The organism is Thalassospira sp. ABD4_177, assembly GCF_056160125.1.
Genome location: NZ_JBSWWO010000001.1, coordinates 893,934 through 916,025, shown reverse-complemented (window position 1 = coordinate 916,025; position 22,092 = coordinate 893,934). Strand labels below are relative to the sequence as shown.

Below are 22,092 nucleotides of genomic sequence, written 5' to 3'. Positions count from 1 at the left end.
GGGGGGGCGTGGTCCTTCTTGAGGACCATGCCTTCCAAGACCACAAATGAAACCTCAAGATCTCGACACGATTCTAAACGAGTCGAACGCAACCTACATCGCTGAACTTTACGCCCGGTATCTGGAAAGCCCGTCTGCGGTTGACCAGAGCTGGGCTGAGTTTTTTGACGGGTTGCAGGACGACGCCTCCGAACTCCTCGCAGAAATGCGTGGGCCGAGCTGGCAGCCACGGGAAACCAAGGTTGTTGGCGGCATGGAGGGATACGACGTCTCACAGGGGCATGCCGAGCGCCCGGCTCCGATCGCGGGCTTTGCACCGGCACCTCATGCAGCGCCTTCTGCGGCACAGGTCAATTCTGATGCCATCCGTGCTGCGGCCAATGATTCCATTCGCGCCCTGATGCTGATCCGCTCCTTCCGGGTCCGTGGGCATCTCGAAGCGAATCTGGATCCGCTGGGTTTAGCCCCGCGTGAACCGCATCCGGAACTTGATCCCAAGACTTACGGCTTTACCGACGCAGATCTGGACCGTCCGATCTTCATCGCCAATGTCCTTGGCCTTGAAACCGCGACCATTCGCCAGATTGTCTCGCTGGCGCGCAAAACCTATTGCGGGTCGATCGGTATCGAATTCATGCATATCCAGGAACCGGAACAGAAATCCTGGATTCAGCAGCGCATCGAAAGCATCGGCAACCAGACGCAGTTCACCACCCGTGGCAAGGAAGCCATCCTTGAGCGGTTGGTCGAAGCCGAAGGTTTCGAAAATTACCTGCACACCAAATATGTCGGCACCAAGCGTTTCGGCGTTGATGGTGGCGAAGCCCTGATGCCGGCGCTTGAACAGATCCTCAAACGTGGTAGCCAGCTTGGCATCCGCGAGGTTGTGTTCGGCATGCCGCACCGTGGTCGTCTCAACGTTCTTGCCAACGTCATGAGCAAGCCGTTCCAGGCGATCTTCTCGGAATTCATGGGCAACCCGTCCAAGCCGGACGACGTAATGGGCTCAGGCGATGTTAAATATCACCTTGGTACCTCCGCCGACCGTGAATTTGACGGCAACGTTGTTCACCTGTCGCTGACGGCGAACCCGTCGCACCTTGAAGCGGTGAACACGGTTGTTCTTGGTAAGGTCCGCGCCAAGCAGGCCCAGCGCAAAGACACCGCACGCGAGCAGGTTATGGGTATCCTCCTGCACGGTGATGCTGCCTTTGCCGGTCAGGGTCTTGTCGCAGAAACCTTCGATCTGTCGCACCTCAAGGGGTACCGTACCGGTGGTACGATCCACTTTGTGGTCAACAACCAGATCGGTTTCACGACCAAACCGACCGATTCCCGTTCATCGCCCTATTGCTCGGACATTGCCAAAGTCGTTCAGGCACCGATCCTGCACGTCAATGGTGACGATCCCGAAGCCGTGGTTCATGCGGCCCGCATCGCGACCGAGTTCCGTCAGGAATTCAAGCAGGATGTTGTCATCGACATGTTCTGCTATCGCCGCTTTGGCCACAATGAAAGCGACGAACCGGCCTTCACCCAGCCCAAGATGTATGACGTGATCGGCAAACACCCGACCACCAAAGACATCTATGCCCAGCAGCTGATCAAGGAAGGTCTTCTGACCGAAGAACGCGTCAAGGAACTGGACAAGTCGTTCCAGGATTACCTTGATGAAGAGTTCAAGGCCTCGGAAAACTACCGTCCGAACAAGGCTGACTGGCTTGAAGGTAAATGGTCGGGTCTTGCATCCTCGCACGGCGACGATGCGGACTGGACTGGCAAAACCGGCGTTGAAGAAGATCTTCTTCAGGAAGTCGGGCGTGCCCTTTCGACCGCGCCGAGTGACTATGACATCAACCGCAAAATCCTTCGTCAGCTGAAGGCCAAAGCGAAGATGTTTGAAACCGGCGAAGGCATCGATTGGGCCACGGCAGAAGCCCTGGCATTCGGGACCCTGATGTGCGAAGGCACACCGGTACGTCTGTCGGGTCAGGATTGCCAGCGTGGTACCTTCTCGCAGCGTCACGCCAAACTGGTCGATCAGACCAACGAGGCAAAATACACCCCGCTCAACAACATCCGTACCGGTCAGGCCGAGCTTGAAGTTCTCAACTCGCCGCTGTCCGAAGCAGGTGTTCTTGGCTTTGAATACGGCATCACCCTTGCAGAACCGCATTCGCTGGTTCTCTGGGAAGCCCAGTTCGGTGATTTTGCCAACGGTGCACAGGTCATCATTGACCAGTTCATCAGCTCGGGCGAAGCCAAATGGCTGCGTATGTCGGGTCTGGTGATGCTGCTGCCGCACGGTTACGAAGGCCAGGGTCCGGAACACAGTTCCGCACGTCTGGAACGTTACCTGCAGCTTTGTGGTGAAAATAACATGCAGGTGGCGAACTGCACGACGCCGGCAAACTATTACCACATCCTGCGCCGTCAGATTCGTCGCTCCTTCCGTAAGCCGCTGATCCTGATGACGCCGAAATCGCTTCTGCGTCACAAGCAGGCTGTGTCGTCTCTGTCCGAATTCGGACCGGGTACGACCTTCCAGACTGTGATCAGCGAAACCGGCAAGCTGGTTGATGACAAAAAGGTCAAACGCGTCGTTCTGTCGTCGGGCAAGGTCTATTACGATCTGCTTGCCGAACGCGAAAACCGTGGCATCGAAGATGTTGCGCTTGTGCGTGTCGAACAGCTTTATCCGTGGCCGGAAAAAGAACTGGCTGCGGAACTGGCCAAATACCCGAATGCTGATGTCGTCTGGTGTCAGGAAGAATCAGAGAACATGGGTTCCTGGTACTTTGTTGATCGCCGGATCGAGGCAACCCTTGCCAGCATCAAGCACAAGACGGGTCGTCCTGTTTATGTCGGCCGCGCAGCTTCTGCTTCGCCGGCAACGGGTCTTCTGAAGGCTCACCTGCGTGAACAGGCCGAGTTGGTCGATAAGGCACTGAGCGTCTAACACTTTCATCGAACGGGCGAGAAATCGCCCGTTCGATCCGTTCATTTAGAATTCATTCGTATCCTGGCAGACCCACACTGCCTGATTGAAAAAACGGTCGAGGAAAAAATGGCGACTGAAGTTAAAGTTCCCGCACTGGGCGAGTCCGTATCTGAAGCCACGGTGGCAAAATGGTACAAAAAAGTCGGTGAAGCTGTTGCTGCCGATGAACCGATTGTCGAACTTGAGACCGACAAGGTCACCGTCGAAGTCAACGCCCCGGTTGCCGGCGCGATTGCCGAACTAATCGTTGGCGAAGGCGACGAAGTCGAAGTTGGTGCGCTGATCGCCATGATCAACGAAGGTGCCGAAGGCTCCGCCGAAGCACCGGCCGAAGAAAAATCCGAAGCCAAGGCTGAAGAAGCACCGGCTGAGAAAAAAGAAGAGCCGAAAGCAGCCCCGGCTGCGGCACCGGCAGCGGCAACCGCGTCGAACAGCGATCATCCGCTGGCACCGGCTGTTCGCAAACTGGTCGAAGACAAGAACCTCGACCCGTCGAAAATTCCGGCAACCGGCAAAGACGGCCGCCTGACCAAGGGCGACGTTCTGAACTTCCTCGAAGGTGGCGGATCCGCTCCGCGCGCTGCTGCGCCGGCACCGAGCGCACCGGCAGCTCCGAAACCGGAACGCGAACTGCGCGACGGCGAAGAGCGTGTCAAAATGTCCAAGCTGCGCCAGACCATCGCGCGCCGCCTGAAAGAAGCCCAGAACACCGCGGCCATGCTGACCACTTACAACGAAGTGGACATGACCAACCTTCTGGCATGCCGTAACAAGTACAAGGACGGTTTCGAGAAGAAACACGGTGTGAAGCTTGGCTTCATGTCCTTCTTCATCAAGGCCTGCACCACGGCCCTTAAAGAATGGCCGGCTGTGAATGCCGAGATCGATGGCAACAGCTTCATCTACAAGAACTACTGCGATGTCGGCGTTGCCGTTGGCACCCCGCAGGGTCTGGTTGTTCCGGTCATCCGTTCGGCAGAGGAAAAAACCTTTGCGGATCTGGAAAGCACCATTGTCGATTTCGGCAAGCGTGCGCGTGACGGCAAACTGGGCATGGATGAAATGACCGGCGGTTCCTTCACCATCTCGAACGGTGGTGTCTTTGGTTCGCTTCTGTCGTCGCCGATCCTGAACGCACCGCAGTCCGGTATTCTTGGCATGCACAAGACCCAAATGCGTCCGGTTGCAATCGATGGCAAAGTCGAAATTCGTCCGATGATGTATCTCGCGCTTTCCTATGACCACCGTATCATTGACGGCCGCGAAGCCGTTTCCTTCCTGGTACGCGTCAAGGAATGCATCGAGAACCCGGAACGCATTCTGCTCGACATCTGATCAGACAAAAGGATCAAAGAACTCATGAGTGAGAACTACGACGTTGTCGTGATCGGTGGCGGTCCTGGCGGTTATGTTTGCGCCATCCGCGCCGCACAGCTTGGCCTTAAAGTTGCCTGCGTTGAAAAACGCGGTGCGCTTGGCGGTACCTGCCTGAACGTAGGCTGCATTCCGTCCAAGGCCTTGCTGCATTCCTCGCACCTGTTCGAAGAGGCATCCGAGCATTTCGATACCCATGGCATCGAAGTCTCCAAGCCGAAGGTCAACATCGAAAAGATGATGGCGCGCAAGGACAAGGTTGTTGAAAGCAACACCAAGGGGATCGAGTTCCTGTTCAAGAAGAACAAGGTTACCTATGTCAAAGGTGCTGGCGAAATCACCTCGCCGACCGAAGTCAAGGTTGCCCTTCTGGACGGTGGCGAAGAAACCCTGACAGCCAAGAACATCGTCATCGCGACGGGTTCGGAAGTCACCCCGCTGCCGGGTGTCGAAATCGACGAAGAAAAAATCGTCTCCTCGACCGGTGCGCTGGTTCTTCCGAAAGTGCCGAAAAAGATGGTTGTGATTGGCGCAGGCGTCATTGGTCTGGAACTTGGTTCCGTCTGGCGTCGTCTGGGTGCTGAAGTGACCGTTGTTGAATTCCTTGACCGCATTCTGCCGGGCATGGATGGCGATCTGGTCAAACAGACCCAGCGCATCTTTGCCAAGCAGGGCCTTGAATTCAAACTCGGCCACAAGGTTACCGGTGCCAAAACCACCAAGTCGGGCGTGACCCTGACTGTTGAACCGTCCAAGGGCGGCGATGCAGAGGAACTCAAAGCCGATGTGGTTCTGGTCGCGATCGGTCGCCGTCCGTACACCAATGGCCTTGGCCTGGACACTGTCGGTGTTGAGCTTGACGAACGTGGTCGTGTCAAAACCGACGAACACTTCCAGACCAATGTTGGTGGCATCTTTGCGATTGGCGATACCATCGTCGGTCCGATGCTCGCCCACAAGGCTGAGGAAGACGGTGTTGCCCTGGCAGAAATGCTCGCAGGCGAAGAAGGCCATGTCGATTATGACAAGGTCCCGGGTGTTGTTTACACCTGGCCGGAAGTTGCCTCTGTCGGTAAAACCGAAGAGCAGCTCAAGGAAGAAGGCGCGGACTACAAAGTCGGCAAATTCCCCTTCACGGCCAATGGTCGTGCCAAGGCCATGGAAAGCACCGAAGGCTTTGTCAAAATCATCGAAGACAAGAAAACGCACCGTGTCGTCGGCGCACATATTGTCGGCCCGGCTGCGGGCGATCTGATTGCCGAAGTGGTTCTGGCGATGGAATACGGCGCCTCTGCCGAAGACATCGCACGCACCTGCCACGCCCACCCGGCCCTTGGCGAGTCCGTCAAGGAAGCCGCACTGGACGCAGACAAACGCGCAATCCACATGTAATTCGATCAGTTTTCTGATCTGCAAACGGCCGTCCCATTCAGTTGGGGCGGCCGTTTTGTTTTCGCCATACATAAGTTTGTAAGAGCCCACCTAACCTCACGAGTAGTTACGCGAGCTCACAAAAACACTTAGCTTTGGAGGACCAACCAACAAAACCTATATCCACGTAATTCTGAAAATTCAGTCCAATCTGAGGAGGAAACGATGACAATTATGGCAAACCAAGCTGAGCAATTAGCGCGCATTGGCTGCAATATCGAAATTCCAGCCAATACAGGTTACCTTGCTAATCAGGTTGAAAATATTATCCGCATCGCATCAAGCCGTGGGGCACACGTAACCGTGCACGCAGGCCGCTACCTACCAAATCAGTTGGAACATTTTGCTCGTATTGGACGAGACAAAGTGACGATCGTACTCTGAGATGTTTCTAACTACAGGGTAGCAGGTCAATTGTATTACTCTCCCACCTTCTAAGTAATATCCTGTCTTCTTAATGATCAGACTTTTGTGAGGTGACGCTGGGTGGATTTGCTGATTAGTATGACAAATCCTGTTCACTGGCCCGGAGATTAAAAAAATGGTGCTGTCTGTTGGGGTTGTGGCCCATGACCGTCGCAAACGCGAAATGGCCGACTGGCTGGAAAAGCACAAGGATGTGTTTACCAATATGCGCATCTTTGCCACCGGCACCACCGGGCGCGTATTGCAAGAACGGTTCACAAAACTCGATATCCATCCCCTGAAAAGCGGGCCGTTTGGCGGTGATCAGCAGCTGGGATCGATGATTGCGCATCGTGAATTGCAAGCCATGTTCTTTTTCACCGACCCGATGACGCCCCACCCCCATGATGTTGATGTCCGCGCCCTGATCCGCCTGGCCAACCTTTATGAAGTGCCGATTGCGTGTAACCAGAGCACGGCCGATCTTTTGATCAGCAATCCGAATTTCGAGGAAATCTGCGAGCAATATCGCGATCATTCCCCGGAACAGGTCTTTGCCGATTACAGCAACCGCCAAGTATAAATTTCCCGCCGCCGGAGCGCCCTGCCTGCCATGCAACTTGCCTATGAACTGATTGCTGCGATCTTTCCGATCTTTGCTGCCATCCTTGTTGGCGCAGCGCTGAAGCGATACCTGATCAAGGCAGCCGATGTCTGGGCCGGGATTGATCGGCTGACCTATTATCTATTGCTGCCGTCGCTTCTGATCGTCGAGATTTATCGCGCCGATTTTTCCAGTGGCAATGCCGGCACCGCCGTTGGCGTCACGCTTGCCGCAACCCTTGGCCTGTCGGCAGCGCTTCTTTTGCTGCGCCCGCTGATCACCCGCGACACACCGCTTTTCACATCGATCTTTCAGGGATCCGTTCGATACAATAGCTACGTCCTGTTGGCTGTTGCTGATGCCCTATACGGGGCAGCGGGACTTGCCCTTGCCATCATCTTTGTTGCGGTGATGGTGATTGCCACCAATATGCTCGGTGTCGTCGTGCTTAGCGCCTTTAGCGGCGGGAAAAGCAATCTCAAACGCATCATGGGCGGGATTGTCAAAAACCCGATCATTCTTGCCGCTGGCGCCGGTGCGATCCTGAATGTGAGCAACATTCACGTTCCGCTGCCCATCGAAAATACCGCAGCGCTTTTCAAGACAGCAGCTCTGCCGCTGAGCCTGTTGTCGGTCGGGGCCGGGCTTCGTTTTATCATGGATAAAAAGGCGCTTGGCGCGATTGCCCTTGCCACCACCATCAAGCTTGCGGTGCTACCGGTGATTACCGGTGTCTGCCTTTATCTTGCCGGTGTCGATGGCATGGTTCTGGCGATGGGGGTTCTGTATGCCGGCATGCCATGCGCCGGCAATGCCTATATTCTCGCCCGCCAACTCAATGGTGATGCCGAAGCAATGGCGTCGATCATCACGCTTGAAACGTTACTCTCCGCCTTCAGCGTCGCTGTCATCGCCGGTGTATTGAGCATCAATTGAGCTCGCATGGGCGGCATAGTCACCGTCATAACCGCAAGCCTCAAGGCCAGCGCGCATGAGTTCGGGTGGCGGCGCATCGACAATCACCGGATCCCGGTCGGCATGGAACGGCACGACAATCTGTCGCGACAGCAGCATCAGGGTTGGTGGCGCGCCAAAGATCGGTGGCTCATCACCACGGCCATAGAACGGGTCGCCAATCACCGGATGCCCGACATGATCAAGATGCACACGCAGCTGATGGGTGCGCCCGGTATGCGGGATCAGTTCCAGCCAGGTGATGTCTTTGCCATCCGCATCCTTGCCACGGCCCAGAACGGTATATTCGGTTTTTGACGGTTGGCCGTCCTCGTGGACCAGCATGGTCCAGCCGCTTTCATCATTGATCTTGCCGATCGGCGCATCGATGAAACCGTGATCGTCCTCCATCGCGCCATGGACCACGGCCCAATAGGTCTTGCCAATCTTCTTTTCGGTGAAAAGACGGGTGATCTTTTTTGATGATTTCGGGTGACGGCACAGCAACAGACAGCCCGCCGTATCACGGTCCAGACGATGGGCCAATGTCGGTTCCGGCTGGATGCCGAATTTCAAATCCGGCAGGTAGGCATCAACATGAAAATAGGTTTTCGGCCCGCCATGCGACGCCAGCCCGGGCGGCTTGTTTAAAACAATGACGTTGGAATCGCGGTGCAGAATATGCGCGATCAGGTCTTCGGCAATCGGATGGGGCATGGCGTAGCCTTTCATGTCGGGGCGGGCCCGTTGAGCCCCTGCTTTACCCCATCAAACGATGGCGGGCAATGATGATGACGTTTGATCCGCAAATGCACGCCAGCCGTAACAATAAGGAACCACACCTTCTGCAACCCGGCTTTGGTAACGATCATGAAGACGTTCTTCGCACCTTCAATCAAACAGCTGCTTGGCACATGCGTCCTTGCGGGCGGTATCTTTGTGTCATCAAACGCGATGGCATCCGATGAAACCGTGATTGAGCAGGCAAGCCTGACGAGTGCGTTTGAGGCAACCGATACCTGTCGCAGTTTTGATCCGATTGCGCGATACGGCAACGAGCTTCGTTTTCAGATCCGGCGCAATGATTCCCCGGTCGGGAGCCATGTGGTGCAGTTCAATCAGGGCCGCGACGGCCTGCAGGTGGTTGCGCAAAGCAATATCGATATTAGCTTCCTGGGGTTTAACGCCTATAGCTTTGACTATCGATCCGAAAGCCTGTGGCAGAATGACCGACTGGCTACCCTTTCGGTGCGGGTCGATGATGATGGCGATCAAACAGAAGTCACCGCCAAACCGGATGATCATGGAACGCTTGTTGTCACAGGCCCCAAAGGCCAGCAAGCCTTGCCGGACGACATCTTTCCAACCGACCACTGGCATTGCGGGGTTTTGGGCAGCAAGTCGGTGCTCAACACCATCACCGGCAAGCCCAACGCGGTTGATATCCGCGCAAACGAAAGCGAAATGCTGCGCACAACAAACGGCACTCTGCGTGCGACCCGGTTTACCTATGACGGCGAGCTTGAAACCACCGCATGGTACGATGCCGATGGGCGCTGGGTGGGCCTCGCATTCGAAGCACGTGATGGATCCACCATCACCTATCGCTGCATGAGTTGCGCGACACAAACCGTGCAAAAGGATGAGGAATGAGCAAACACTTCCAGACCATCTGGATTATCGGGGCATCTTCGGGTATTGGCGCGGCATTGGCCCGCAAATTCCATGAAAACCCGACATCATCAGACCAGAAAGTCATCATTTCAGCGCGAAATGCCGACAAATTGAATGAATTGGTATCCGAAATGCCGGATTTAACCCCGGTAACGGTCGATATCACCGACCCAAACGCGGTCAACAGTGCTGTTAGCACGGTCGAAGCGAAGTTTGGCCTGCCCGACTTGGTGATCTTGGCGGCCGGGATCTATTCGCCGATGAAACTTGATGCCTTTTCGGCTGCAACCATCCGAAGCCATGTTGATACCAACTATATGGGCATTGTGAATTGTCTCGAGCCCCTTTTGACCCGGATGCGTGCGCGCAAGTCCGGCGAGATTGCCGTGATGGCATCGGTCGCGGGTTATCGCGGATTGCCCAATGCATCGGCCTATGGCCCGACCAAGGCCGCCCTGATCAATCTGTGTGAATCACTGCATACGGAGCTCAGCGGCAGTGGCGTTTTGCTGCGCGTGATCAATCCGGGATTTGTTAAAACGCGTCTGACAGACAAGAACGATTTTGAAATGCCCTATTTGCTTGAGCCCGAGCAGGCAGCAGACTTTATCTATCGCGGGCTGAGTCGCAGTGACAAATTCGAGATTGCCTTTCCACCCCCATTCGTGCGGCAATTGAAGCTGACGCGAATTCTGCCCTATCCGCTTTTCTTCAAACTGATGCGCAAACTGATCCGAGCATGACCGACATCACCGAAAACAAGCGCCAGTTGCTGGCGGCATATGCGGCCTATTACGAGAACCTGTCGCTTGAGACGGTCGATCAGTTAAACGATCTGGTGACAGAGGATTTTGTTTTTTGCGATCCGTTCACGACGGTGCACGGGCCAAAGGATGTCTGCGCCTATCTGGCGAAGGCCTTTACCGATGCGGATAATCCACGCTTTGTCGTCACCCATCGCGCGATTGACGGGGACCGGGGTTTTTTGCGCTGGAAATTCAGTGCGCGGGTCAAGGTGATTGGCGACTGGGAATTCACCGGCATGTCGGAGCTGACCTTTAACGAGGATGGTACCCGCCTGACGTCGCATTTTGACCATTGGGATTCCGGCCAGAACTTCTATGCCAAAATCCCGGTGCTGCGCTGGTTCATTCAGCGGCTTGCACGACGTGTTGCTCCTTCGTGAAGAACAGCGTCACTTCGCCGATTTCAAAGCCCCATTTCTTGACCCGTGCGCGGTTGACCAACACCCCGTCCGGCTGCAGGAACATCCAGTCATTGAAGCCAACGCGCCAGGCGCCGTCACCGACCTTTAGATCCATGTCATAAGACCAGTTCAGCGCATTGCCATACTGGCTGCCGATCGCGGTCCCGACAATGTCGTCAGCGCGCCCTTCATAGGTATGTTCACCGGTTTTGGTGATCTCCCAGACGCGGCGATCTGTTTCGCCGTCGTCATAGATAAAGTCTTCTTCCAGTGTCAGAACACCGTCTTCGACCGTTCCCGTGATTTCAACGGTGAACTGACGACGCAGCGTTCCGAACCGGTCTTCGAAAATACCCCAGGCCCGGCTGTTGCCTTCGAAATAGTCAAACACGTCGAATCGGGGTTCTTTTTGCGCGAAATCCTGCGGTTTCATCGACCCACATCCGGCTAATAGCACCAAAAAACACAGCGCCGTGAAATTCCGCAGCATCGATTTTCTCCTGTCCTGACATCCCAAGATCAAACGGTGCGGCGTGAAAGGCGCCGACGAATGGCAACCTGATGCGCACCATCCAGTGGAAAGCGCCACATCATCCCGATTGCTCCTGCTTTCAGTACGATGGGGATCACCGCATAGATCAAAACCAGCACGATCAAAGCACCGGTTTTTTCATCCCCGCCCTCGGTCAGGCCAAAGGCTCCCAGGATCGGAAGCGCGATCCCGGCTGCCAACGCCATGGCGAGCTTGTTGGCCATGTTCCAAAGGGCAAATAAAAGGGCGGTTCGCCGCATACCAAACCGATAGCGATCCCAGTCATCCACATCAGCCTGGATGGCCGGCGGCAGGGCAAGGTCCGCCCCCAAAGCCGCGCCGGTCACAAGGCAGATGACGGCAAAGGCGCCAAAGTCCCCGGCATCAAGGATCGGCACAAACACAAAGGCAATAATCGCCATCACCATGGCCAGACACCAGACCCGGTGTTTGCCCACCCGGCCAGCCATGACAACCCAAAGCGGGATGGCAATAATGGCGGCCGCGAAATAAAGCAGGATCAGCATGTTCTCGCTGTCCTGACCCAGTTCAAGGTAATAGCGCACAAACAACGGAAAGCAGACGGCGGGCAGTCCGGCCGCCAATCCATTGATCATCCAGGCTGCCAGCAGACGCATGAACAGGCGATTATCGCGCAGGCTGCGAAACCCAAGACGCACGGTCTTAACAAGGTTGCCCGACCCCATACCAGTTGCCGTCGATTTTGTGCGTTTATACTGCGCACCCGGATCGGGCACCTGCCAGATCAAAAGGGCAATGAAAACAGCCCCCAATGTCAGGGTGACGATGGCAAGGGTCTGAATTTCCGCGGCACGATCCGGCGCGTTAATCAGAACGGGAATGGCCCCGGCCAGAACAATGCCGATCAATCCGGCCCCTTCGCGAAGGGCGGTCAGCGATGTGCGTTTTTTATAATCACCGGAAAGGTCGGCCCCCCAGGCAAGATAGGGCACCTGAAACATCGTCCAGCCGAGGAAAAGCACACTCGCCCAAATTAAAAGATAGAGTGCATCGGGGTCTTTGGGTGGGCTGAACAAATACCAAAGGCCGATCCCGGCAATCAGTGCCCCGATCCCGGTCCAGATTTTACGATTACCTGTCTTGTCTGACAGCCAACCAACGACCGGGTCGGTCAGCATATCGATCATGCGCACCAGCAGTAAAACCGCGCCCGTGATTGCCAACCCAAGGCCAAGATCATCGCCATAGTAACTTGGCAACAGAACATAGGCCGGGATGGTCGGCACGGCTGCCGCCATCGCCGGAAGCGCATAGAAGATGGATGTCTGGGTGGGGTATTCAGTCGGACGCATTGTCGCGATGTTCGATCACGAACAGGCCAACATTGATCGAGCCCTGATCAAACCCGGTTTCGCAATAGGCAAGGTAATATTCCCACATGCGTTTGAAACGCAGATCAAAGCCCTGCTTGGCAATGCCGTCCCAGGCATGCTGGAAGCTGCGCTGCCATTCGGCCAGCGTGCGGGCATAGGATTTGCCAAAGAATTCCGAATGACGCAGTTCAAGCCCGGCGTTCCCGACCGCCGCTGACAGTGCGGTTGGCGAAGGCAACATGCCCCCCGGGAAGATGTAGCGCTGAATGAAATCCGCCCCACGGCGATAGGTTTCAAACCGGTCATCATCAATGGTGATGATTTGCAGCACTGCCTTACCGCCCGGCTTCAGGCGGTTGCGGATCATTTCAAAATAGGTTGGCCAGTGTTCTTCGCCCACCGCCTCAAACATTTCGATCGAGACGATTTTGTCATACTGACCTTCTTCGTGACGGTAGTCGCGTAGAACGATATCCGTCCGGTCATGCAATCCCTGCAGCAACAGGCGTTCGCGGGCATAGGCATGCTGTTCGTTCGAGAGAGTCAGGCCGGTGACATTACAGCGATATTTGCCGGCAGCCAGCTCGGCAAAGCCACCCCAGCCACAGCCGACTTCAAGAACATTCTCGCCGGGTTTAAGGTCCGCGAGCGCGCAAATGCGTTCGTATTTTGCTTCCTGGGCAGCATCGAGCGACATGTCGGGCGTGTCATAGAGCCCTGAAGAATAGGTCATGCTGGGGTCAAGCCAGGCGCGATAGAATTCATTGCCGAGATCATAGTGATAGGCAATGTTGCGCTTCGAACCCTCCAGCGTATTAGCGTTGCGCAAATGTCCGATCCGCGCCACCGTTCGGGCCAGGAACCCGGCCGCCAGACGGGCGCGCACAATCGTTTCATTGCGCATGGCAAAATGCATCAGGTGGGTCAGATCCGGGCTACTCCAACTGCCATCCATATAGGCCTCGGCAAAGGCAACATCGCCGCCGGTGGCGAGTTTTCGGATCGCCTGCCAGTCATGGATATGAATCGCCGCCCGCAGGTCGGTTTCCTGATCACCGGTGAAATGAAGGGTATCGTTATCGGGCAAAACAATGGTCAAACGCCCGTAATGCAGATGCGAAAGCACACGCTTGAGCATGGCTTTCAAAAGGCTGCGACTGCCCGTCATGCTGCCCAGCATCGGCAGGATGCGGTCACGCAGCGGAAGAATGTCGGCGGATGCATTACGATTGCGGTTTGGCATTGTTTTTATCTCTTTCCTGCTTGGGCCGCTGCCGTCCCGGTTTCCAGCACATAAGTCACGGCATGCTCTGGCGGTGCTGGTCGTTTATGGAACGTCATACCCTTGCGCCAAAGATGGAGCGCCTCCCAGTGGATACCTGCCACGACCTTGAGCGTCATGAGCGGGTAGCGAATGAACGCTCCTAACAGTTTACGGTCGGAAAGCTCGGTTCGATCACCGACAAAGGCGGCATTTAGAAACGCGCCCTTGGCATCGGTCTCGCGGATGGCGACCGCAACGTTTTGATCGGGAATACGAATTCGGAAATGATAGTCCGCGACCATGTCGATAAAGGGTGAGACATAAAAACCCTTCGCACAGGACTGGCGTAGCACGTTCTTGTCATCCAGCGCACCATCGGTCACCGGGATCAGATAACTGTGCCGATCCCCAAAGGTGTTGGAGACTTCATAAAGCACTGCCCCGACCGATCCGTCCGCCTGGTGGCAGAAATAAACCGATAGCGGATTGAACACAAAACCAAGCAAGCGCGGATAGCACAGCAATTGGATTTTGTGCGCACAATCGCCCAGGCCGTGACCCTGCAGGATGGCTTCAAGGCGGGAGCGCAAATCTGTTGCGCCGCCATCGGCGTGATCGCGATCATGGAACGAAAACAGGTTAAAGCGGTTGCGGCTGAACAGTTTCAGCTTTGCGGCGAGACCATCGATCTCATCAAGATCAAGCAGGAAGGAAAATACGCGATAGCGCAGCTTGTGCTTTTTCGGACGAAGCCGATGATGGGTAACCACCCCTTCAAACAGGGCCGATGCCGGTTTGTCCGCAACAGGTCGTGTCATGCGGCCTCGCTTGATTGCGCACGCGCGGGATCGCCAACATGGATGCGGCCACTTTCATTTTCAACAGTCCACGGACGGCGGACATTGCCAAGCGCCTCGGCCACGGCAAGGCCGGACTGAATACCGTCTTCATGGAAGCCATAGCCAAAGTAACTGCCGCAATACCAGATGTTATCGACACCCTGTATCGACCACAGGTCTTTTTGCGCAGCCATTGCGCCCGCATCAAATAGCGGATGATCATAAAGGAAGGATCGGATCACGCTGCCATCCTTGGGGTGGCGCGGCGGGTTGAGGGTCACGAACAGGGGTTGCTTATCATCAAGATGCTGCAGGCGGTTCATCCAATAGGTCACGCAGACTTTCTGTTCGCCATCATGATCCTCGGCCAAGTAGTTCCAGCTTGACCAGACCTTCTGGTTTTTCGGCATCAGGCTGGCGTCATTGTGCAGGATCGCCAGGTTGCGTTCATATTTGAAGGCTGACAGCAGATCCGTCACACGCGGGTCTGGCGCATCCTGGAGGGCCAGTGCCTGATCGCCGTGGCACGCCAGAACGACATGGTCATATTCTTCGCGTTTGCCATAGCGGTCCTCGACAAAGGCACCGCCAGACGTCGTTTTGCCGACCTTGGCAATGGCACGATCAAGAACCACACCGCCGGAAACGTTTGCTGTCATGCGTTTCACATACTCGCGCGATCCGCCAACCACGGTGCGCCATTGCGGGCGATCCTTGATCTGTAACAGGCCATGGTTCTGACAAAACCGCACGAACGCCGCCAGCGGATAGGCCATCATGGTATCAACCGGCGTAGACCAGATGGCAGCGCCCATGGGCAACAGATGATCATTGATAAAGGATTTGGAATAGCGCTTGTCGCGCAGGTAATCGCCAAGGCTGATATGTTCGGCCGTGCCGTCTTCAAGCGCGGCGGGTGCTTCGCGGTAAAAACGCAGGATATCGCGCACCATCTTCCAGAAGCGCGGGCGGAACAGATTGCGTTTTTGCGCAAACAGGGCCGAAAGATCCCCACCGCCATACTCCAGCCCGCCCTCATCCATCGAGGCGGCAAAGGACATATCGGTCGGCGTGGTTTTGACATCAAGATGATCAAACAGCGCGCACAGGTTGGGATAGCAGCGGGTATTGTAAACGATGAATCCGGTATCAACCGGGGTCTGCCCCGCATCCACTGTGTTGGAATGCCCGCCGGGGCGGTCATCCTTTTCAAAGAGCGTTACATTGTGTGATTGGCTCAGCAGCCAGGCCGCCGACAGGCCGGAAATGCCGGACCCGACCACAGCGATATTGAGTTTTCCCGGGGTGACGATGTTCATATCGGCGGGGCCTGTTTGCAGTTAATGTGTGAGCGTTACATGTGAGTACGCACGTTAAGGACGTGCAGATCACACTGAATTATTTGTCGGGTGTCATTGTAAGTATCTGGCAAAAAACATACATTTTTATTTGATCCAAATGAATGCGGCCGACGTAGGATTGGTATGATGAACACGATCCTGGCGCGGCCCCAAAAGGGACCAGAGACCAAAATGAGCGGCACCACACCACGACGCACCGGACCAGCTGATCCGGTCGAAGCGAAAAGATGTGCCGACTGGATTGTTTCCGTCGCGACCTCGCGCGATCGGGAAGCGTTTGCGCAACTGTTTGCGCATTTCGCCCCGCGCGTGAAGGCGTACATGTTCCGATTTGGCGGCAATTCCGAAACCGCCGAGGAAATGGCACAGGAAGCAATGATGCAGCTCTGGCGCAAGGCGCACCTGTTTGATCCCTCAAAGGCAGCGGCCAGTACGTGGATTTTCACAATCGCCAGGAACCTTCGGATTGACCGGTTCCGGCAACGTAAACATATCGAGGTTGATGATTCCGACCCGACTTTGATCGTCGACGAAGACCCGCTGGCAGATGACGTTGTCAATCGTGACCAAGAGGCCGTCCTTGTCAAAGCTGCGATGGCGGAATTACCGGCCGATCAGAAGGTGGTCGTTGAATTGTCGTTTTTCGAAGATTGCTCACACAGCGAAATTGCCGAGCGTCTTGATATCCCGCTGGGGACTGTGAAGTCCCGGTTGCGGCTTGCGCTGGGCAAGTTGCGTGGCGGACTGGAAGGTGTCGCATGAATATTAAGCATCATCCAACCGATCAGACATTGATGGATTATGCCAGTGGGTCCCTGTCGCAAGCGATGGAGCTTCTGGTGGCAACCCACATGACCGTGTGCCCGCATTGCCGCGACAAGGTCAGTGGATATGAAACCATGGGCGGTGCCGCCCTTGAAAGCACCGACAGCATGACGATGGCGGATCATTCGCTTGATCATGTCATGGCAATGCTTGAACGCGATACGGCGAATGAAAATATCGTCACCGAGGAACTGCCATCCCTGCGCCGTGTTGCAGTTGGCGAAAGCATTACCGGCAGCGCCATGAGCGCCCTGCCAAGACCGCTTGCCGATCTGCTGCCCGACGATGTGATGTCGCTTGAAGACATTCCATGGAAAACGCTTGCACCGGGCGTGAAGCATTTCCAGCTGAAATCGATCGAAAGCAAGGGCACCGTGCGCCTGATGAAGATTGCACCGGGTGTGTCAATCCCCGATCACGGGCACCATGGCCATGAAATGACTTTGCTGATCAAAGGATCCTATATCGACGAAATCGGACGGTTCCGGGCCGGTGATGTTGCGGATCTTGATGATGATATCGATCATCAGCCGATTGCCGACACGGCCGAGGAATGCATCTGCCTGATCGCAACCGATGCCCCGATGAAGTTCAACCGTCTGCTGCCGAAATTGCTGCAGCCTTTCTTTGGCATCTGATACCAGTTTCCAATGCGTCCCAACGCATCGAGGCCCCGTTGGCATCACGCCTTCGGGGCCTCTTTTCTAAGCGTGTTTATGCTGCGGGAACCAGCCAGCTCAGATGATGTTTTGCCGGTCCCGGCAGCTTGCAGGTTTTTGCAAGCCAGTCGCCAATCTCGCCAAGCTGCTGATCAAATTGCCAAGGCGGATTAACAACCAGAAGCCCCGTACCGCGCATGCGGCCCTTTGCCCCGCCCTGATCGGTGGCAAGTTCGGCACACATAACCCCACCCGATGCCTTGATCGCAGCAAATGATGTGCGAAGCTCCGCGTCAAATCCGTCTTCAAGGACCGGGTACCACAACATGAAGGTCGCAGTCGGCCATTTTTCCCAGGCCTCACGCACGGCTTTGGCGGCCTTTTGATAATCCTGTTTCACATCGTAGCTTGGGTCCATCAGCACCAACCCACGCCGGATGGCCGGGGGCATCATGCCAACCACACCTTCATAGCCATCGCGCTTGTGCAGATGAATGCGCGCATCGCGCTTCACCCGGTGATGCAATGTTTCATGTTCGCGCGGATGCAGTTCCATCAGGACCAGTTCATCTTCATCGCGCAGCATATCGCGCACAATAAAGGGCGATCCGGGATAGAACGGACCGCGATAGTCATCGCTTTCGCGCACGCCATAGTCACGCCCCTTGGCGACCGGATCAAAACCCGAGACGTAGCCCAGAAAATGCTGCAGCATTTCCGGTGCGTCCGTGGCGTCCTTTGCGCGCGCATAGCCGTCTTTCCATTCGCCGGTTTTGGCCGCCTGGTCACTGCCCAGATCATACCAGCCCGATCCGGCATGGGTATCAATCACGCAGAACGGCTTTTTCTTTTTGCCTAAGTGTTCAAGCACCAGCCAAAGGGCAGCATGTTTGTGCATGTCGGCAAAATTCCCGGCGTGAAAGCCGTGCAGGTAACTGAGCATGGCGGCTTATCCTTTCTTCGGGCGCGAACGATGACGTGCGGGCTTTGCGCCACCCGGCCTGCGACGCTGTTCAGTGTCCGATGCCTTGTTTACCGGATCGTTGGGGGCATTACGTTGGCGGGCTGATTTATAACCGCCCTTACGCCGGGCGTTACCCGGTTTTGCGCCAGCACGTTCGCCATCGGATGGGTTCTCGGTCTTGGTGTTGCCGTTGTCGGGCAATTGATTACGGCGCGGCGGCTTGGCCGATCCGGGCGATAATCTGCGATGGGTTGGTTGGGGTGCATCGACCTCGATCACCTTCCATTCGCCGGGTGCGAGACCACCCAACGTCCAATCCCCGATGGCATGGCGAATCAGGCGCAAGGTCGGGAAACCGACCGCAGCGGTCATGCGGCGCACCTGACGGTTTTTGCCCTCGGTAATTGTCAGTTCGATCCAGCTTGTCGGGATGGCCTTGCGATAGCGTACCGGCGGATCACGTTCCCAAAGCCCGGCCGGTTCATCGATCCGGCGCGCCTTGGCGGGCAAGGTCATGCCGTCTTTAAGCTCAACCCCACGCCGCAAGGCTTCAAGCGCGGCATCAGTTGGCTCGCCATCGACCTGCACGAGATAGGTTTTTGGCTTTTTGAATTTCGGATGGGCAATCTGGGCATTAAGCGGGCCATTGTCGGTCAGAAGCAACAAACCCTCGCTATCGCGATCAAGCCGGCCGGCGGCATAAACACCGGGCAGATCTATATAGTCAGCCAAGGTTGCCCGGCCGTTTTCACGGTCGGTGAACTGCGTCAGAACGCCGTAAGGTTTGTTAAACAGGATCAATTGCGCCATGGCGCGCATAAAACCACCTTTGGCGAAGCTGTCAACTTGTCACTGACAGGATCAATCCTCGATCAGGTATTCCATGGTCGTGACGACCCGAACGGTTTTGTTGATCTGGCTTGCTTCGTTCATGTTGGGCGCACCATCGGCGGCCAATATCTGAAACAGGCCCTGCGTTGCGCGACGAATACCGCCAAGCTCACCGCCGGAATCGCTGGCGAATTGTTGGGCCGCTTCGCGGGCATTGGCAGTTGCCGCCGCGATCATTTCCGGCTTGATGTCATTAAGACCCGTAAACAGGTAACTCGGCCCCGGGTTATAGCCCTGCCCGCCCAGAACAATACCGCCCTGCAAAAGCTTGCCAATATCCTGGGACGCAGCGACGACCGCATCAACGTCATCAGTGCGCACCTGAATGGTCTGATTGACGATATAGCGGCTTTCAATCGGTCCGGATCGGTAGGACTGGGCAAGCTGATCGGTCACTTGCAAATTTTGCAGCTCCGTTGCTTCGCGCGTGATGCCATGACTGGCAAGGAATTCAAACAAGGTGCTGGTATCGGTATCGATCTTGGCCTGTGCATTTTGCAGCACATCATCGGTCGCAACATAGGTAATCGGCCAGACGGCCTTGTCGGCCTTTACGTCACGTTCGGCCAGCCCCTTGACTGTGACATAGCGATCAAGGGCGCGCATGTTTTCAATGCCCGTCCCGACCAGCCAACCTGATGCTGCCAATCCACCGGCAACAACGATTGCCGCGACGACTTTTGCAAATCCCGATGATTGCGCCATGGGGCCGTTTCCTTTGCAGTTTCTCTGTCCGATTCCGCGATATGCCAGATATGATATCGCACGCGATGACTTTCACGGTATCTGCATTGTATTGGCGCAAAAAACGGCGATTGCGGGGCAGTATTCAGCCACGACGCCCTCCAACTTCTGCCAAAATGAAAATATTTTGAATGCATTCAAAAACTGTCGCATTCACCCTTCGGGCGTGGTAAAACCCGGCCAAATCATTCGCACCAAGCACCACATGCAACCCCACAAGAGGTCATCCATGCTGCGTTCTGAAATCAATGCCTGTATCGAGCATGCCAAGGAACTTTATGCATCCATCGCATTCAAACTGCCGGAATGGGCCAATTACAGCCCGGCACAATGGGATGGCGAAGCCGATCTGGCGAAATGGTGCCGTGACCATCAGATGGGCTGGGACGTTACCGATTACGGCGAAGGTGATTTCGCAAAGCGCGGCCTGATCCTGTTTTGCTTGCGCAATGGCATTCTGCGCCAGCCGGGCGAAGTGCCCTATGCCGAAAAGATCATGATTGTTGGCGAAAATCAGGAATGCCCGTGGCATTACCACAAGGTCAAAATGGAAGACATCATCGTGCGTGGTGGCGGCAACCTCGTGATCGAGCTTTGCAACCTGACCGATGATGGCCAGATGGACCGCGAGAACGAAGTGCGCGTGCGCACCGATGGCAAGCTCAACATCCTGCCCGCAGGTGGCAAGGTTGTTTTGCAGCCGGGTCAAAGCGTGACCCTGCCGCGCACGCTTGTGCATCGCTTCTATGGCGAAGAAGGCAAAGGCCCGGTGATTGTCGGCGAAGTGTCACAGGTTAATGACGACCTCACAGACAATTACTTCTTTGATTGCGATGCCCGCTTTACCGAAATCGAAGAAGACGTCGCGCCGATCCATCCGCTGTGGAACGAACTGCCAAGCAGCTAAGCAACGTCATACGCCCAACAAAGAAAAAGCCCTGCAGCAATTCTGCAGGGCTTTTTGCTTGGACACTTTGACGTTCTGACCTACTCGGCAGGTGGTAAATCTTCCTTGTTGCCGAGAATATCGGTGAATTCCGGCATATCGCGCAGCGGTTCGAACTCTTCCTCGTTCCAGGCCGGCTGGCGCATGGCATCAGAAAGCTCGACCGCACGGCGCAGATCCGCAAGGGCGGCTTCCTTGAAGCCCAGACCCGCATTGGCGCATGCACGCTGATAATGGCCATTGGCACTTTCGGGTTCCTCGGCCAGCAACCGGTTACACAGACTTAGCGCCCAGTCACGATCACCGAGCTGCAAGGCGGCGTCCGCCTTATAGGCCATGACTTCGGGATCGCCGGGGGCGAGTTCGAGAATCTTGTCATAGGTTTCGATCTTTGCGCGCGGATTGCCCAACTGGTTGGCCTGCAGCCAAAGCGCATGAATGGTCTGGGTGCGTTCGATTTCGTGCTGATGGTCGTTGATCAGTTTGGATTTCAGCAGCAGTTCATTTTCAAGCGAGGTCAGGCGTCCTTCGAATTCCTGCGACAGGCGCTGCAATTCGGTATCGGCCAGATTACGCACGCTTGATTTCAGCTCGCGCAGGGACTGCCAGCCCAGCATGGTCAGAAGCGCACCGACCGCTGCCACGAAATAGAAGAAGTAGGTCACGGTGTTCGAAGAATACGAGATCGCCTTGTCGATGGCCTCAAGCTGGCGATTGACGACTTCGCGCAGCAATTCGGCGCGCATGCCCTGCATTTCGGTGCGCAGATTTTTCAGCTCATCCAGAACATACCGTTCCATAAGCGGCGGCATGTTGGAGCGTTCTTCGGCGGATAGCGGGCGGTAATCAATTGCCGGGTTGTCGGTCGTACTGTCGGTAACCTGACCATTGACCGTTGTCTGGTCGGATGTATCGTTGCTTTGCGCGACGGCCACACCGCCATAAAGGACAAACCCCGACATCACCGTCAGAGCAGCGATCAAAGCAGATAGTTTCCGCATCTTTTCTTCCCGTCTTCTTCTTGTCCGGATTGGAACCGTTTCGCGATCACTGAAACTACCG

At 55.7% G+C, this 22,092-nt stretch carries 22 protein-coding genes; 12 read left to right on the top strand and 10 right to left on the bottom strand.

Features of this window, described 5'->3' with window-relative positions; translation table 11 throughout:
* Window positions 1-46: 46 nt before the first annotated feature.
* The 6 genes from ACXAF0_RS04220 (at window position 47) to ACXAF0_RS04195 (ending at window position 7,751) form a co-directional block, all read left to right on the top strand.
* Window positions 47-2,959: a 2-oxoglutarate dehydrogenase E1 component gene (locus ACXAF0_RS04220; RefSeq protein WP_475344049.1), complete on the top strand. Its 2,913-nt coding sequence runs from the start codon at window positions 47-49 to the stop codon at window positions 2,957-2,959.
* A 108-nt stretch (window positions 2,960-3,067) separates the two neighbouring features.
* On the top strand, window positions 3,068-4,336 hold the full coding sequence (odhB, locus tag ACXAF0_RS04215; protein ID WP_475344047.1) for a 2-oxoglutarate dehydrogenase complex dihydrolipoyllysine-residue succinyltransferase: 1,269 nt from the start codon (window positions 3,068-3,070) through the stop codon (window positions 4,334-4,336).
* Between the two features lie 24 nt (window positions 4,337-4,360).
* Window positions 4,361-5,767, top strand: coding sequence for a dihydrolipoyl dehydrogenase (gene lpdA / locus ACXAF0_RS04210; protein WP_475344045.1), 1,407 nt, complete (start codon window positions 4,361-4,363; stop codon window positions 5,765-5,767).
* 204 nt (window positions 5,768-5,971) lie between these two features.
* A complete protein-coding gene (locus ACXAF0_RS04205) occupies window positions 5,972-6,190 on the top strand; it encodes a hypothetical protein (protein WP_152630595.1) in 219 nt (72 codons plus the stop codon).
* 157 nt (window positions 6,191-6,347) lie between these two features.
* Window positions 6,348-6,794 carry a methylglyoxal synthase gene (locus tag ACXAF0_RS04200; protein ID WP_475344042.1) on the top strand — a complete coding sequence of 149 codons (447 nt, stop codon included), beginning with the start codon at window positions 6,348-6,350 and terminating at the stop codon, window positions 6,792-6,794.
* A 30-nt stretch (window positions 6,795-6,824) separates the two neighbouring features.
* A complete protein-coding gene (locus ACXAF0_RS04195) occupies window positions 6,825-7,751 on the top strand; it encodes an AEC family transporter (protein ID WP_475344040.1) in 927 nt (308 codons plus the stop codon).
* On the opposite strand, the gene ACXAF0_RS04190 is transcribed toward ACXAF0_RS04195, so the two are convergent.
* Entirely contained in the window at window positions 7,698-8,501 is an 804-nt protein-coding gene (locus tag ACXAF0_RS04190) for an RluA family pseudouridine synthase (protein ID WP_475344038.1), read from the bottom strand. The two genes, ACXAF0_RS04195 and ACXAF0_RS04190, sit on opposite strands and share 54 nt — an antisense overlap.
* Window positions 8,502-8,639: 138 nt before the next feature.
* Here ACXAF0_RS04190 and ACXAF0_RS04185 point away from each other — a divergent pair, with 138 nt between their 5' ends.
* From ACXAF0_RS04185 to ACXAF0_RS04175, 3 genes are read left to right on the top strand one after another with little or no spacing between them, the layout of a single operon-like run.
* Complete coding sequence (locus ACXAF0_RS04185) at window positions 8,640-9,422, top strand: DUF6134 family protein (protein WP_475344036.1); 783 nt, start codon at window positions 8,640-8,642, stop codon at window positions 9,420-9,422.
* Window positions 9,419-10,186 (top strand): SDR family NAD(P)-dependent oxidoreductase, encoded by a 768-nt coding sequence (locus ACXAF0_RS04180; protein ID WP_475344035.1) that lies wholly within the window; start codon window positions 9,419-9,421, stop codon window positions 10,184-10,186. The genes ACXAF0_RS04185 and ACXAF0_RS04180 overlap by 4 nt, the downstream gene beginning before the upstream one ends.
* Window positions 10,183-10,629: a nuclear transport factor 2 family protein gene (locus ACXAF0_RS04175; RefSeq protein ID WP_475344034.1), complete on the top strand. Its 447-nt coding sequence runs from the start codon at window positions 10,183-10,185 to the stop codon at window positions 10,627-10,629. The genes ACXAF0_RS04180 and ACXAF0_RS04175 overlap by 4 nt, the downstream gene beginning before the upstream one ends.
* On the opposite strand, the gene ACXAF0_RS04170 is transcribed toward ACXAF0_RS04175, so the two are convergent.
* From ACXAF0_RS04170 to ACXAF0_RS04150, 5 genes are all read right to left on the bottom strand, one after another.
* Window positions 10,592-11,083 (bottom strand): DUF3833 domain-containing protein, encoded by a 492-nt coding sequence (locus ACXAF0_RS04170; protein ID WP_475344032.1) that lies wholly within the window; start codon window positions 11,081-11,083, stop codon window positions 10,592-10,594. The genes ACXAF0_RS04175 and ACXAF0_RS04170 overlap by 38 nt on opposite strands.
* An 86-nt stretch (window positions 11,084-11,169) precedes the next feature.
* Window positions 11,170-12,516 (bottom strand): MFS transporter, encoded by a 1,347-nt coding sequence (locus ACXAF0_RS04165; RefSeq protein ID WP_475344031.1) that lies wholly within the window; start codon window positions 12,514-12,516, stop codon window positions 11,170-11,172.
* A complete protein-coding gene (locus ACXAF0_RS04160; RefSeq protein ID WP_475344030.1) occupies window positions 12,503-13,780 on the bottom strand; it encodes a class I SAM-dependent methyltransferase in 1,278 nt (425 codons plus the stop codon). Before ACXAF0_RS04160 ends, ACXAF0_RS04165 begins: the two co-directional genes overlap by 14 nt.
* Before the next feature lie 5 nt (window positions 13,781-13,785).
* The gene (locus tag ACXAF0_RS04155) at window positions 13,786-14,619 is read right to left on the bottom strand and encodes a DUF1365 domain-containing protein (RefSeq protein WP_475344028.1); all 834 of its coding nucleotides are present in this window, start codon (window positions 14,617-14,619) and stop codon (window positions 13,786-13,788) included.
* A complete protein-coding gene (locus ACXAF0_RS04150; protein WP_475344027.1) occupies window positions 14,616-15,959 on the bottom strand; it encodes an NAD(P)/FAD-dependent oxidoreductase in 1,344 nt (447 codons plus the stop codon). The genes ACXAF0_RS04155 and ACXAF0_RS04150 overlap by 4 nt, the downstream gene beginning before the upstream one ends.
* A gap of 213 nt (window positions 15,960-16,172) precedes the next feature.
* On the opposite strand from ACXAF0_RS04150, the gene ACXAF0_RS04145 reads away from it, so the two are divergent.
* Both ACXAF0_RS04145 and ACXAF0_RS04140 read left to right on the top strand, forming a co-directional pair.
* Complete coding sequence (locus ACXAF0_RS04145; RefSeq protein ID WP_475344026.1) at window positions 16,173-16,763, top strand: sigma-70 family RNA polymerase sigma factor; 591 nt, start codon at window positions 16,173-16,175, stop codon at window positions 16,761-16,763.
* Window positions 16,760-17,464, top strand: a complete 705-nt coding sequence (locus tag ACXAF0_RS04140) for a ChrR family anti-sigma-E factor (protein ID WP_475344025.1) — start codon at window positions 16,760-16,762, stop codon at window positions 17,462-17,464. The genes ACXAF0_RS04145 and ACXAF0_RS04140 overlap by 4 nt, the downstream gene beginning before the upstream one ends.
* A gap of 76 nt (window positions 17,465-17,540) precedes the next feature.
* Here ACXAF0_RS04140 and ACXAF0_RS04135 read toward each other — a convergent pair whose 3' ends face one another.
* The 3 genes from ACXAF0_RS04135 to ACXAF0_RS04125 are packed head-to-tail and all read right to left on the bottom strand — an operon-like array spanning window position 17,541 to window position 20,045.
* Window positions 17,541-18,428, bottom strand: a complete 888-nt coding sequence (locus ACXAF0_RS04135; RefSeq protein WP_475344023.1) for a 23S rRNA (adenine(2030)-N(6))-methyltransferase RlmJ — start codon at window positions 18,426-18,428, stop codon at window positions 17,541-17,543.
* 6 nt (window positions 18,429-18,434) lie between these two features.
* Window positions 18,435-19,259, bottom strand: coding sequence for an rRNA large subunit pseudouridine synthase E (locus ACXAF0_RS04130; RefSeq protein ID WP_475344020.1), 825 nt, complete (start codon window positions 19,257-19,259; stop codon window positions 18,435-18,437).
* 51 nt (window positions 19,260-19,310) lie between these two features.
* A complete protein-coding gene (locus ACXAF0_RS04125) occupies window positions 19,311-20,045 on the bottom strand; it encodes an SIMPL domain-containing protein (RefSeq protein WP_475344018.1) in 735 nt (244 codons plus the stop codon).
* A 268-nt stretch (window positions 20,046-20,313) separates the two neighbouring features.
* Between ACXAF0_RS04125 and ACXAF0_RS04120 the strand changes: the two genes are divergently transcribed.
* Complete coding sequence (locus tag ACXAF0_RS04120) at window positions 20,314-20,991, top strand: D-lyxose/D-mannose family sugar isomerase (RefSeq protein ID WP_475344016.1); 678 nt, start codon at window positions 20,314-20,316, stop codon at window positions 20,989-20,991.
* 80 nt (window positions 20,992-21,071) lie between these two features.
* Here ACXAF0_RS04120 and ACXAF0_RS04115 read toward each other — a convergent pair whose 3' ends face one another.
* Entirely contained in the window at window positions 21,072-22,031 is a 960-nt protein-coding gene (locus ACXAF0_RS04115) for a tetratricopeptide repeat protein (protein WP_475344014.1), read from the bottom strand.
* Between the last annotated feature and the right edge of the window lie 61 nt (window positions 22,032-22,092).

Bases quoted from the DNA above. Each gene is read 5' to 3' on its own strand.
- ACXAF0_RS04220 (WP_475344049.1), top strand. From the start codon at position 47: ATGAAACCTCAAGATCTCGACACGATTCTAAACGAGTCGAACGCAACC.
- odhB (WP_475344047.1), top strand. From the start codon at position 3,068: ATGGCGACTGAAGTTAAAGTTCCCGCACTGGGCGAGTCCGTATCTGAA.
- lpdA (WP_475344045.1), top strand. From the start codon at position 4,361: ATGAGTGAGAACTACGACGTTGTCGTGATCGGTGGCGGTCCTGGCGGT.
- ACXAF0_RS04205 (WP_152630595.1), top strand. From the start codon at position 5,972: ATGACAATTATGGCAAACCAAGCTGAGCAATTAGCGCGCATTGGCTGC.
- ACXAF0_RS04200 (WP_475344042.1), top strand. From the start codon at position 6,348: ATGGTGCTGTCTGTTGGGGTTGTGGCCCATGACCGTCGCAAACGCGAA.
- ACXAF0_RS04195 (WP_475344040.1), top strand. From the start codon at position 6,825: ATGCAACTTGCCTATGAACTGATTGCTGCGATCTTTCCGATCTTTGCT.
- ACXAF0_RS04190 (WP_475344038.1), bottom strand. From the start codon at position 8,501: ATGAAAGGCTACGCCATGCCCCATCCGATTGCCGAAGACCTGATCGCG.
- ACXAF0_RS04185 (WP_475344036.1), top strand. From the start codon at position 8,640: ATGAAGACGTTCTTCGCACCTTCAATCAAACAGCTGCTTGGCACATGC.
- ACXAF0_RS04180 (WP_475344035.1), top strand. From the start codon at position 9,419: ATGAGCAAACACTTCCAGACCATCTGGATTATCGGGGCATCTTCGGGT.
- ACXAF0_RS04175 (WP_475344034.1), top strand. From the start codon at position 10,183: ATGACCGACATCACCGAAAACAAGCGCCAGTTGCTGGCGGCATATGCG.
- ACXAF0_RS04170 (WP_475344032.1), bottom strand. From the start codon at position 11,083: ATGAAACCGCAGGATTTCGCGCAAAAAGAACCCCGATTCGACGTGTTT.
- ACXAF0_RS04165 (WP_475344031.1), bottom strand. From the start codon at position 12,516: ATGCGTCCGACTGAATACCCCACCCAGACATCCATCTTCTATGCGCTT.
- ACXAF0_RS04160 (WP_475344030.1), bottom strand. From the start codon at position 13,780: ATGCCAAACCGCAATCGTAATGCATCCGCCGACATTCTTCCGCTGCGT.
- ACXAF0_RS04155 (WP_475344028.1), bottom strand. From the start codon at position 14,619: ATGACACGACCTGTTGCGGACAAACCGGCATCGGCCCTGTTTGAAGGG.
- ACXAF0_RS04150 (WP_475344027.1), bottom strand. From the start codon at position 15,959: ATGAACATCGTCACCCCGGGAAAACTCAATATCGCTGTGGTCGGGTCC.
- ACXAF0_RS04145 (WP_475344026.1), top strand. From the start codon at position 16,173: ATGAGCGGCACCACACCACGACGCACCGGACCAGCTGATCCGGTCGAA.
- ACXAF0_RS04140 (WP_475344025.1), top strand. From the start codon at position 16,760: ATGAATATTAAGCATCATCCAACCGATCAGACATTGATGGATTATGCC.
- ACXAF0_RS04135 (WP_475344023.1), bottom strand. From the start codon at position 18,428: ATGCTCAGTTACCTGCACGGCTTTCACGCCGGGAATTTTGCCGACATG.
- ACXAF0_RS04130 (WP_475344020.1), bottom strand. From the start codon at position 19,259: ATGGCGCAATTGATCCTGTTTAACAAACCTTACGGCGTTCTGACGCAG.
- ACXAF0_RS04125 (WP_475344018.1), bottom strand. From the start codon at position 20,045: ATGGCGCAATCATCGGGATTTGCAAAAGTCGTCGCGGCAATCGTTGTT.
- ACXAF0_RS04120 (WP_475344016.1), top strand. From the start codon at position 20,314: ATGCTGCGTTCTGAAATCAATGCCTGTATCGAGCATGCCAAGGAACTT.
- ACXAF0_RS04115 (WP_475344014.1), bottom strand. From the start codon at position 22,031: ATGCGGAAACTATCTGCTTTGATCGCTGCTCTGACGGTGATGTCGGGG.